The following is an 11,203-nucleotide window of genomic DNA, read 5'->3' as shown; positions in this document are numbered from 1 at the left end:
GCGCACCCGAGCCCGCGGCTCCGCCCGCCCGAACCGGCCCGCGACCCGCTCATGCAAGGTATCCAGCTCATCTATCACCAGATCGGTAACCACCCGACCATGATCAACTACCTGTCAAGCAAGTGCCGTTGCAGTACTAGATGTTTGCCAGCGACGGCGGCGACCTGGCATCCTCGGACACATGCGCAACTGAGCACTGTCCCGCCCGCGTCCGTGGCCGTTCGGCCCGGCGGGCTCGATGGTCGTACCGAATCGGGTGCTCGCGCATGTCCACACACCACGCCCAGCTTGTCGCGTCCGGGCTGGCCAAGTCGTACGGCGGCCGCCAGGTGCTCGACCTCCGGGAGCTCACCGCAGGTGCCGGTGAGCGGCTCGGCGTCGTCGGCGAGAACGGTGCCGGTAAGTCCACGCTGCTGCGGCTGCTCGCCGGCGAGGAGGAACCCGACGCGGGCACGGTCGCGCTGCACGGCTCGGTCGGCTACCTACACCAGCAGGTACGGCTGCCGCTGAGCGCGACCATCGCGGACCTCGTCGAGGAGGCACTTGGCGACCTCCGCGAGCTGGAGCTGCGGCTGGAGAAGCTCTCGGTGCGACTGGCCGCCGAGCCGAGCACGGCCGTCGCCGACGAGTACGCGGACGCGCTCGCGGAGGCGGAGGCGCGTGAGCTCTGGACCGCGCAGGTGCGGGTCGACACGGCGCTGTCCGGCCTCGGCGTCGGCGACCTGCCGCGCGAACGCAGGCTCGACGAGGCGAGCGGCGGACAGCGGTCGCGTCTGGCGCTGGCCGATCTGCTCGTGCGGCGCCCCGAGGTGCTGCTGCTCGACGAACCGACCAACCACCTCGACGACGCCGCGCTGGCGTACCTGGAGGAGGTGCTCGGGCAGTGGTCCGGGGTGGTCGTGGCCGTCAGTCACGACCGGGCGTTCCTCGACGCTGTCTGCACGTCCATCCTGGACCTCGACCCCGGCAGGGACGGCGCCACCAGGTACGGCGGGAGGTACACCGACTACCTCGTCGCGAAGGCCGCGGAGCGGCAGCGGTGGGAGCAGGCATACGAGCAGTGGCAGGACGAGCACAACCGGCTGGAGCGGTTGACCCGCGGCACCGTACACAAGATCGCGCCGAACCGCGGACCGTCGGACAACGACAAGTTCGCCGTGAAGTTCAAGGGGCAGCGGGTCGGCGCGACCGTGCGGCGGCGGGTGCGTGACGCCGAACAGCGGCTGAAGGCACTCGACGAGGAGCGGGTACAGAAACCGCCGAAGCCGGTGCGGTTCCGACCCCGCTCGGACGACGGGATCAGCGGGGGCATCGCGGTCTCCGTGCGGGAGGTCGTCGTGCCAGGCCGGCTCAGCGTCGACGTGTTCGACGTCGTGCACGACACCCGGCTGTTGGTCACCGGCCCGAACGGGGCGGGGAAGTCGACACTGCTCGCCGTGCTGTGCGGCAGCCTGGCGCCCGAGCACGGCACGGTGATGTGGCGCAAGGGCGTACACGTGGGCCTGCTTGCACAGGAGGTGCGCTGGGACCGACCGGAGCGCAGCGCGGTGGCGACGTTCGCCGCCGGTCGTCCGGGCGCGCCCGAGGAACACATCTCGGCGCTGCTCGACGTGGGGCTGTTGCATCCGCGGGAGCTGCGTACGCCGGTCGGCCGGCTGTCGATCGGGCAACAGCGCCGGCTAGCGCTGGCGCAGCTGCTGGTCGACGACCCCGACGTGCTGCTGCTCGACGAGCCCACCGACCACCTGTCGCTGGTGCTGGTGGAGGAACTGGAGGAGGCCCTCACCGGCCGCCGCGGCCCGGTAGTGGTGGTCAGCCACGACCGCTGGCTACGCCGCCGCTGGCCCGGTGAGTCGACGGCAGTGGTGAGCGGCCGCCTGAGCCGCCCCTGACGGTGGTGGTCAGCCGTCGGTGTGGCGGGTGGGGGTGCGGGTGCTGAAGGCGAGCAGCACGATACCGACGGCGAGCCCGGCGATTGCCCACAGGGCGTTGCCGAGGCCGTAGGCGTCGGCCAGGAAGCCGACCAGGGGTGGGCCGACCAGGAAGCCGCCGTAGCCGACGGTGGAGACTGCGGCGATCGCGTCCGAGGGGCGGCGGCTGCCGTCGCCGGCGGCGCTCATCGTGGCGGGGAAGACGATGGAGACGCCGAGGCCCCACAGCGCTGCGCCGGCGAGGCCGGCGGGCAGGCCGGGGACGGCGAGCGTGCAGACGACGCCGACCGCCGCTGTGGCGCCGGAGAGGCGCAGTGCCCAGGTGCGGCCGAGCCGCTCGATGGTGGTGGTGCCGATGAACCTGCCCACCGTCATGGCGATCGTGTACGCGGTGAACGCGGCGGCCGCGGTGCCGGGGTCGGCGGCGCGTTCGTCGGTGAACAGCAGCGGTATCCAGTCCTGCGCTGCGCCCTCCGCGACGGTGCCGCACAGCGTCACCAACCCGATCAGCAGCAACCGCCGGTCGAGCACCTTCCACGCGGGCAGGTGCGGCTCGTCCGCGCCGGCCTGCTCGACGCCGCGGTCGGGCAGGAACCGGCTGGCGGCCAGCGTGCAGCAGACGACCATCACGGTGCCCGCGACGGCGAAGTGCCAACCGACCGGTACGTGGTGCCGGGCGAGCACGGCGCCGACCGCGGACCCGAGGATCGTGCCCGCGCTCCACGAGGCGTGGAACCTGGGCATCAGCTGGCGGGACAGCGAACGCTCCGCGTAGTGCCCCTGCACGTTCATGGCGACGTCCCAGACGCCCCAGTTCAGCCCGGCGAGCGCGAGCGCGATGCCGACGCCCCAGATGGTCGGCGCGGTGCCGGCGGCGGTGAACATCACGGCGGACAGCACGGCGGTCACCGTCACCAGCGCCCGGCTGCCGAACCGCCGGACGAGGAAGCCGGTCGCCGGCATGGTGAGCAGCGAGCCCCCGCCAAGGCACAGCAGCGCGAGGCCGAGCTCCGCCGGGCTCGCCTGCACCTGGTCGCGGATCGCCGGGATCCGCGTGACCCAGCTGCCGTTCAACGCGCCGTTGGTCGCGAACACGATCGCGGTCGCGATCGCCGCCGTACGTGCCTGCCTTTTCGTTGCCAACAGTTGTGCTGTATCCCCGTCGCCACCCGTCACCGAGCTAGCTTGTCAGCCGGCGCCGACGTCCACGAGAGCGGGCGCCGCGGCGGCTGCACGCAGGCCGCGGCGGAGCAGCCTGGCGTCGCCCAACCGACTGCGCAGCCTGCGCTCCAGGCCCGCGATCGGCACCAGGTTCTGCGGTGCCCGCGGCTCCTTGTGCTCGCTGCTGGCGAACCGCGGCAACGTGACGGCGGACCGGTCGGCCAGCGCGACCGCGTCGGCGGCGGGGACCTCCGCCGCGCACTCGATGCGGACGATGCCCGCCCACGGCGGGCCCTGCGCTCCGGGCAGCCGCAGGTACCAGGCGTGCCGCTGCCACCTGGTGCCCATCAGGAACACCGGCGTGCGCTCGCCGGGGCGCAGCGCGGTGACCACCGGGTCGAGCTCCGGCGGCAGGTACCGGCGTTCCTGGCTCTTCACATACCCCAGCGTGCGCGGCAGGTGGGTGCGGCCGCGCAGCGGCCCGTCGACGACGAGCAGGTCGTCGTCGTCCGCCGCGTCGGTGCGGGCGAGCTCGGCGACGCTCACCTCGGCGGCGCCGAGCTGGTCCTGCACCGCCATCCGCAGCGCGTCCGGGTCGTCCTTGGCGGTGGTGTGCTGCGGGTAACGTACGCCGGAAGTCCCGGCCACCTCGAGGCCGTCGACGACGCCGGTCGTGAACAGCCCACGGCGTACGGTGTGCTCCACCAGCCGGGCCTCGTGGTCGCAGCGCACCACGCCGGCGGCGTACGAGGCACACAACCCCGCGCTCACCGTGTCGCCGTCGACCAGCCAGACGTTCGCGTCGATCCGGCGCACGCCGTCGACGAACAGCACCGTGCGCGGTGCACGGCACTCCGGCGCCGGGGTCAGCGGCTGCCAGCTCTCCGCCGGCAGCTCCACCGCCACGTCGCGCAGCGCGTCGCTGTCCGCTTCGTCGGTGGCCTCGAAGCCGGTGCCGTACGACGGGTCCCAGGTGTCGACGTGGACCTGCATCAGCTGGCCCGCTGCACGTAGGCGGTGCGGGCGTCCTTGGTCACCTGGAACCGCACGGGGATGCGTTCGGCCAGCGCCGGCACGTGGGTGACCACACCGACCATCCGGTTGCCCTGCACGGCGAGGTTCTCCAGGGTCGCCGCGACGGTCTCCAAGGTGGCCTCGTCGAGCGTGCCGAAGCCCTCGTCCAGCACGATCGACTCCAGCGCGGTGCTGGTGGTCGACATGCCGGCCAGCTGGTCGGAGAGCGCGAGCGCCAGCGCGAGCGACGCCTGGAACGTCTCACCGCCGGAGAGCGTGCGCACGCCGCGGCGCAGGTCGGCGTCGTGGTGGTCGAGCACGTAGAACTCGCCGTCGTGGTGGCCGAGCTCGTACTGGCCGCCGGACAGCTCGGCGAGGATCCGGGACGCGCCGTCGACGAGCGAGTCGAGCGCCTCCTGCAGCAGCCAGCGCTCGAAGTTGTTGGCGCGCAGGTGGTCGGCGAGCGCCTTGGCCACACGGGTCTGTGCGGCGTGCTTGTCGCGGTCGGCGCGCTGGGTGGCGATCTGGTCGAGCTGTTGGGTCAGCCGCTGGTGCTCGTTCTCCGCCTGGGTCACCGCGACGGCGACCGCCGCGGACAGGGCGGCGGCGTCGAGCGGTTGCGGCGCCTGCACGCCGTGGTCGTCGAGCAGCTCCCGCAGCCGCTGCTGCACCGCGGCGGCCGCCGCCTCGGCGGCGGTGACCTCCTCGACGACGGTGGGTCGCCGGTCGCGCAGCCGCTGCGCGGTCTCGCCGGTCCAGGTGACCAGCTGCGACCAGGCGGTGGCGAGATCCTCGCGGTCGAGCGCGGGCGGGCCGTGCTCGCTGAGCGCGTCGCGGGTGCTCGCCAGCTGCGTCCACGCGGCACCTGCGGACGCCCTGGCGCGCTCCTGCTCGGTGCGGGCGTCCTGGTACGCCTGGCGCGCGGCGCGTACCCGGTTGCCGGCGTCGCGCCACGCGGTACGGGCGCGCTCGGCGCCGGCCAGTTGCGCGGCCACCGCCGCGCGGTCGTCGTGGTCGGCGAGCGCCGCGCGGGTCTCGGCGAGCCGCTCGTCGTGGTCGGTGAGCCTGGCGGTGGCGGTGGTGAGGTCGCGCTCCGCCTCCCGCACCGCCTGGTCCGCCGCCGTGCTCGCTGTGCGTGCCTCCGCCAGCGTCTTCTCCGCCGCGCGCAACGTGGTGGCGTCGACGGGGTCGGGCAGCGCGTGCACCTCCTGCGCGCACACCGGGCAGTGCGCGCCGACGCTGAGCTGCGGCCGGAGTGCGCCGACCAGCTCGGCCCGTTGCGCCTCGGTGAGGCCGAGCTCCGCGACCTGCAGCCGGTCGGCGGCGACCTGCCGCTGCTGCTGTGCCTCGGCCAGCCGGCGCTCGGCGTCGGTCACCGCCTTCGCGTGTTGCTCGCGCCCGGCGGTGAGCTCGACCAGCCGGTCGTGCGCCGCGAGCAGCTGCCGCAGCTCGCCGGGTTCCGCGGTGGCCTCGGCCGCGGTGCGGGCCCCGTCCTCGGCCGTCTCGGCCGCGGCGAGCTCCTGCTCCGCCCCCGTCGCCGCCGCGACGGCCGCGGTGATCCGCGCGCTGACGTCGGCCACCTCGGCCGGGACCTGGACGCCAGCGAGGGTGCGGCCGGCCGCGTCCAGCTCGGTGAGCCGCTGCTTGACCGCCTCGGCCGCCTCGTTCGCCGCGGTGAGCGCGGGGATCTCCGCGTCGATCGTGGTACGGAGCGCGCGCAGGGCGTCCGCCCGGGTCGCGGCCGCGTCGACGGCCTGGTCGTCGACCGTGCCGAGCGACGCGAGCAGCTTCTCCGCCGCGTCCGCCCTGGCGGCGGAGTCGCGGGCCAGCTCGCCGGCGCGCTCGGCGATCTTGCGGTAGACGTGCAGGCCGAGCAGGTTGACCAGGATGTTCCCGCGCTCGCTCGGCTTGGCATGGAGGAACTGCGCGAACTCGCCCTGGGGGAGCACTACACAGGTGACGAAGTGCTCGTACGGCAGCCCGATGACCTGCGGCACCGCGGCGTCCATCTCCTTGGGCGTGCCCGCGAGCACCTCACCGAGCACGGTGTCGGTGCTGGTCTCGTCGTCGAGGTCCGCGAGGGTGAACGACTCGGGCAGCCGCTGCAGCCCGGCCAGCGAGGTCTTCACCTTGCCCTTGCCGTCGCGGCTGACCACCCGGGTGGCGACGTACGTCGTGCCGGCCACCTCGAACACCAGCCGCACCTTCGCCTGCGCGCTCGACGGCGCGAGCGCGCTCGCGACGCCGCGCTGGTCCGCCCACCGCGGCACGCTGCCGTAGAGCGCGAAGCAGATGGCGTCGAGCAGCGTCGACTTGCCCGCGCCCGTCGGCCCCACCAGCACGAAGAAGTCCACGTCGGTGAAGTCGACCACCGTGGGCTCGCGGAAGACGGTGAAGCCCGCCACGTCGAGCCGCAGGGGACGCATGCTCACCTCCGCATCGGTCGAGGAATCGGGGCACTCAGCAGGCTAGCCGAGCAGCCCGACAGCCTCCGGTTGCAGCGCCGGTGGTCAGGAGACGTCGTCATAGAGCTGGGCGAAGAGGTCCTCGACGGCGCTGTCGTCGTGGCCGCGCTCCTCCAGGTAGGCGGCGAACAGCTGCTGCGGCGACCGACCCGTACGAACGGCACGGGGTTGCTCCTCGCCGGCCGCCGCGAACTCCGGGTCGATCCGTACCTCGAGCGCGTGCGGCAGCAGCTCCTGCACCTCCTCGCGCAGGCCGGCACGCGGCCGTTCGCTGACGAACACCCGCAGCCACGCCTCGCCGTCGCCGGTGGCCAGCTCCGCCAGCTCGGCCAGCGTGCCGCGGACGGTTCGTAGCGTGCGCCCGGACGTGATGGGCACCGGCGTGACCCGTGCCGGGGTGTCCGCGGCGACGTCCACGAGCAGCACCGCGGGCTGGTTCGCCTCCTCGCCGAAGTCGACGAGCAGCGGGCTGCCCGAGTACCTGATCGGGCAGGCCCCGGTGACCTCCTGCTGCCGGTGTAGGTGACCCAGAGCCACGTAGTGGCAGGAACCGGGGAAGACCGACGCCGGCACGTGGTACGGGAAGATGGTGTGGGCGTCGCGCTCGCCGCCGCCCAACACCCCGCCGGCCACGGTGAGGTGGCTGGCGACCAGGTTGACCATGCCAGAGCCGTCGAACGACTCGGTCAGCCGCGCCACCAGCCGGCGCACCCAGTCTGCGTAGGTCTGCGTCGCCTCGGTGGTGGTGAGGTCGAACATCTCAGCCGCACGTACCGCGTGCCGTTGCGAGAGGAACGGCAGCGCCACCAGCTGCCAGCGTTCCCCGGTGCTCGTGGCGGCCTCGACGAGATGCAGCTCAGGACGCGTCGCGACCTGCCCGAACAGCCGGATGCCGGCGGCCTCCGCCCACGGCCGCAGCGCCTCCAGGTGCGCGCCGTTGTCGTGGTTGCCGGTCACCACTACGACCTCGGCGCCCGTGTTACGCAGCGCGCTGAGTGCCCGGGTGACCAGCCGGGTGGCGTCCACGGGCGGCGCCGCGGTGTCGTACAGGTCGCCGGCGACGATCACCAGGTCCGGCTGCTCGCGTTCGGCGACGTCGATGACCTCGCGCAGCACGCGGGCGTGCTCCTCGATCCGGCCGCGGCCCTTGAGCACCTTGCCGACGTGCCAGTCCGCGGTGTGCAGGATCCGCACGGTCGCCTCCAGTCAGAACTCAGAACGGGATGTCGTCGTCGGTGTCGCCCGCGACGGTGGCGAACGGGTCGACGGCCTGCGTCTTCGACCGCTGGGCGCTCGGCGGTGCCGCGCCGGCCTCCGCCGGCCGGGTGGCCCAGGCGGGGAACGGGAACTCGATCGCCAGCGGCACCGGGATCTCCGGCTGGGCGACGAACATGGTGCCCGGCTTGGCCAGCACGGCACGGGCGCGCTGCGCAGGCGGCAGGAACGCGTACTCCGGCCTGGCCGACTCGGCGGCGTCCAGCCGGCCGACCACCCGGATCGACGAGTTCGCGATGATCCTGCGCTCCACCTCGGACGCCGTCTGCTGCGCGCCGACCAGGATTACGCCGAGGCTGCGGCCGCGCTCGGCGATGTCGAGCAGCACCTCCTTGATCGGGCTGCTGCCCTCGCGCGGCGCGTACTTGTTCAGCTCGTCGAGCACGACGAACTGGAGCGCGCGCCCGGTGCTGCCGCTCTCCTTGGCGTCGAAGAGCTGCTGCAGCGTCACGCCGACCACGAAGCGCTGCGCGGCGTCCGGCAGGCTGTGCAGGTCGACGACGGTGACCTGGGCGTCGCTGCTGGTGACGCCGTGCGGGCGGCGGCCGGTGATGTCCGAGCGCACCAGCCGGTCGAGTGCGCGCCTGCTGGCCAGCAGCCGGCGCAGGAACGCGTTCACCGTGCCCATGGTGGTGGCCGCACCGGCCCAGTCGGCCCGGGTGCTGTCGTCGAGCAGCTTGCCCTGTACGAACTCCACCAGGTCGGCGTACGTACGCATCAGCTCGCCGTCGACGTGCACCGCGCCGTCGTCGGTGGCCTTCGTCTCGCGCTGCAGCCGCGCGGCGACCTGGTGCACCACCATCGTGTACTGCTGGCGCTCGTCCTCGACGTCGGCGAAGGCGTACGGCAGCAGGCCCTGCGCGCAGAACTCCGCGAGCGTCCAGTAGAACGCGTCCACCCCGGTGTCGCGGCACGACACGTCCGGCCTGCCGGTCGGGTCGCCGCGCAGCGGGGGAGCGAGCACGCTGACCGAGCCGAACGCCTCGGCCGGCAGCCCGAGCGACCCGTACCTGGCGCGCTGCTCGTCGTCGATGCGGGTGTTCGGGTGGTCGAGCAGCAGCAGGTCCTCGCCCTTGACCGAGAAGATCAGCGCCTTCGCGTTGTGCGCGTTGCCGAGCGCGCCGCCGCGCAGCACCGAGTAGAGCAGCCAGGTCGCGAACGACGTCTTCGTGGCCACGCCGGACACACCGGAGATCGAGACGTGGCCGCCGCGGGTGCCGTCGAGGAAGTCCAGGTCGAGGTAGACCGGCTCGCCGTCGCGGCCGGCGCCGAGCGCGACCTTGCGGTCCATTTTGTCGAAGTAGAGCGCGCGGTCGCGGGTCTCCTGGACCGCCCTGCGGACGACGGCGCCAGGCCGCGGCGGCACGTAGACCTCGGGCTCCACCCTGGTGACGTTCACCTCGGCGGCCTCCTGCACCTCGGCGGGCAGCATGCCGTCGGACACCAGGAACACGTCGGAGTCGAACTGCGCGCCCTCGTGCCTGGCCCGTACGGCGGTGACCACGCCGGCGATCTGCACCGGGTCGCGGCCGGGCAGGTCCCGCTCCGTCACCACCACGTCGTCGAGCTGCAGGTAGCCTCCGGAACGCACGGCTACCCAGAAGGTGAGTGGAGTCGCGTCGGCGTTGCCGAGCACCCGGCCGACCGGCTCGCCGCCGGTGGGTGTGCCCGGGTCGCTGGAGGCTGGTGTCATGGACACCCACGATAGGCGGAGGCCGGACGATGACCGACAGGGCGACCACAGGACTCGCCGAGCGGGCGGACAGGTTGCGCGCGTTGCACGTGCCCGGCGACCCGCTGGTGCTGCCGAACGTCTGGGACGCGGCGGGTGGGCAGGCCGTCGCGGCGGCCGGGTTCCCCGTGGTCGCCACCGGCAGCGCGGCGGTCGCCGAAGCGCTCGGCTACGCCGACCACGAGGCCGCGCCACCGGCGGAGATGTTCGCCGCAGCAGCCAGGATCGCCGCGGCGGTGCCGCTGCCGGTGACCGTCGACGCCGAGGCGGGGTACGGGCTGCCGGCCGGCGAGCTCGTCGACGCGCTGCTCGCGGCGGGCGCCGTCGGCTGCAACCTGGAGGACACCGCGCACGCGGCGGGCGGGCTCGCCGACGTGGAGGCGCAGGCCGGCTGGCTGCGCGAGGTTCGCGCGGCGGCGTCGACCGCTGGAGTGCCGCTGGTGGTGAACGCGCGCACGGACGTCTTCCTGCAGCCGGCCGGCACCTTCGACGACCCGGTCGAGGAGGCGGTCAGCCGCTGCCGCGCCTACCTGGCGGCCGGCGCGGACTGCGTGTACCCGATCCTCGCCGACGACCCGGCGGATATCGGCTGCCTGGTGGCCGGGGTCGACGGACCGGTGAACGTGCTGGCCAGGCCGCAGGCGCCCGGGCTGCAGGAGCTGGCCGAGCTGGGCGTGGCGCGCATCTCGTACGGTCCCGGGCTCTACCGCGCCAGCCAGGCACACCTCGCGGCGATGCTCGCCGAGGTCGCCGCCGGTGGGTCCCCGTTCCGGTGACCGAGCCGGTCGACATCGCCGACGCCGCCGACCCACGGCTGGCGGACTACGTCGGCCTCACCGACGCCGAGCTGCGGCAGCGTCACGAGCCGGCGGCCGGCCTGTTCATGGCCGAGGGCGACAAGGTGATCCGGCGGGCGCTGGCCGCCGGCTGCCGGCCGCGGTCGCTGCTCGTCGCCTCGCGCTGGCTGCCGCGGCTGGCCGCCGTGCTCGCCGGCTTCGATGCGCCGGTGTACGTCGCGCCCGAGGCGGTGCTCGAACAGGTGACCGGCTACCGGGTGCACCGTGGGCCGCTGGCGGCCATGTGGCGCCCGGCGGCGCTGGAGCCGGCGGAGCTGCTCGCCGGCGCGCGGCGCGCGGTGGTGCTCGAGGACGTGGTCGACCACGCCAACGTCGGGGCGGTCTTCCGTACCGCTGCCGCGTTCGGGTTCGACGCCGTGCTGCTCAGCCCACGCTGTGCGGACCCGCTGTACCGGCGCGCGCTGAAGGTCTCCATGGGGGCGGTGCTCGCGCTCGGGTGGGCACGGTTCGGTGACTGGTACCAGGCGCTCGACACCGTACGTTCCGCCGGGCTGCGGTCGGTCGCGCTCACACCGGACGCGGGCGCCGTCGACCTCGCCGGTGTCGACCTGCCCGACCGGGTCGCGCTCGTGCTTGGCGCGGAGGGCGACGGCCTGAGCCGGCGCTGGCTGGAGAGCGCGGACGTCCGGGCGAGGATCCCGATCAGCTCCGCGGTCGACTCGCTGAACGTCGCGGCCGCCGCGGCGGCGGCGTGCTACGCGTTGTCGGTGGCCAACGGGGGTGCCGGTGACGCCACGCCGTAGCCGAAGCGATGCCCGCATACCACCC

At 73.8% G+C, this 11,203-nt stretch carries 8 protein-coding genes; 3 read left to right on the top strand and 5 right to left on the bottom strand.

The features are described from left to right. Window positions 1–266 precede the first annotated feature (266 nt). On the top strand, window positions 267–1,892 hold the full coding sequence (locus tag GEV07_24250; GenBank protein ID MQA05695.1) for an ATP-binding cassette domain-containing protein: 1,626 nt from the start codon (window positions 267–269) through the stop codon (window positions 1,890–1,892). A gap of 9 nt (window positions 1,893–1,901) precedes the next feature. Here GEV07_24250 and GEV07_24245 read toward each other — a convergent pair whose 3' ends face one another. From GEV07_24245 to GEV07_24225, 5 genes are all read right to left on the bottom strand, one after another. Beyond that, the gene (locus GEV07_24245; GenBank protein MQA05694.1) at window positions 1,902–3,107 is read right to left on the bottom strand and encodes an MFS transporter; all 1,206 of its coding nucleotides are present in this window, start codon (window positions 3,105–3,107) and stop codon (window positions 1,902–1,904) included. A 12-nt stretch (window positions 3,108–3,119) separates the two neighbouring features. After that, window positions 3,120–4,085, bottom strand: coding sequence for a hypothetical protein (locus GEV07_24240; GenBank protein ID MQA05693.1), 966 nt, complete (start codon window positions 4,083–4,085; stop codon window positions 3,120–3,122). Further along, complete coding sequence (locus GEV07_24235; GenBank protein ID MQA05692.1) at window positions 4,085–6,532, bottom strand: AAA family ATPase; 2,448 nt, start codon at window positions 6,530–6,532, stop codon at window positions 4,085–4,087. Before GEV07_24235 ends, GEV07_24240 begins: the two co-directional genes overlap by 1 nt. Window positions 6,533–6,616: 84 nt before the next feature. Then, window positions 6,617–7,765 (bottom strand): exonuclease subunit SbcD, encoded by a 1,149-nt coding sequence (sbcD, locus tag GEV07_24230; protein MQA05691.1) that lies wholly within the window; start codon window positions 7,763–7,765, stop codon window positions 6,617–6,619. 19 nt (window positions 7,766–7,784) lie between these two features. After that, window positions 7,785–9,539: an ATP-binding protein gene (locus tag GEV07_24225; GenBank protein MQA05690.1), complete on the bottom strand. Its 1,755-nt coding sequence runs from the start codon at window positions 9,537–9,539 to the stop codon at window positions 7,785–7,787. A gap of 29 nt (window positions 9,540–9,568) precedes the next feature. Between GEV07_24225 and GEV07_24220 the strand changes: the two genes are divergently transcribed. Further along, on the top strand, window positions 9,569–10,354 hold the full coding sequence (locus GEV07_24220) for an isocitrate lyase/phosphoenolpyruvate mutase family protein (GenBank protein ID MQA05689.1): 786 nt from the start codon (window positions 9,569–9,571) through the stop codon (window positions 10,352–10,354). Next, window positions 10,351–11,178 carry an rRNA methyltransferase gene (locus tag GEV07_24215; protein MQA05688.1) on the top strand — a complete coding sequence of 276 codons (828 nt, stop codon included), beginning with the start codon at window positions 10,351–10,353 and terminating at the stop codon, window positions 11,176–11,178. The genes GEV07_24220 and GEV07_24215 overlap by 4 nt, the downstream gene beginning before the upstream one ends. The last annotated feature ends 25 nt before the right edge of the window (window positions 11,179–11,203 follow it).

The organism is Streptosporangiales bacterium (assembly GCA_009379825.1).
Taxonomy (GTDB): Bacteria; Actinomycetota; Actinomycetes; order Streptosporangiales; family WHST01; genus WHST01.
This window is presented reverse-complemented; position numbering and strand designations above follow the sequence as displayed.

Coding starts and splice junctions, on each gene's coding strand:
- GEV07_24225 (MQA05690.1), bottom strand. CDS start 9,539: ATGACACCAGCCTCCAGCGACCCGGGCACACCCACCGGCGGCGAGCCG.
- GEV07_24240 (MQA05693.1), bottom strand. CDS start 4,085: ATGCAGGTCCACGTCGACACCTGGGACCCGTCGTACGGCACCGGCTTC.
- GEV07_24235 (MQA05692.1), bottom strand. CDS start 6,532: ATGCGTCCCCTGCGGCTCGACGTGGCGGGCTTCACCGTCTTCCGCGAG.
- GEV07_24250 (MQA05695.1), top strand. CDS start 267: ATGTCCACACACCACGCCCAGCTTGTCGCGTCCGGGCTGGCCAAGTCG.
- GEV07_24220 (MQA05689.1), top strand. CDS start 9,569: ATGACCGACAGGGCGACCACAGGACTCGCCGAGCGGGCGGACAGGTTG.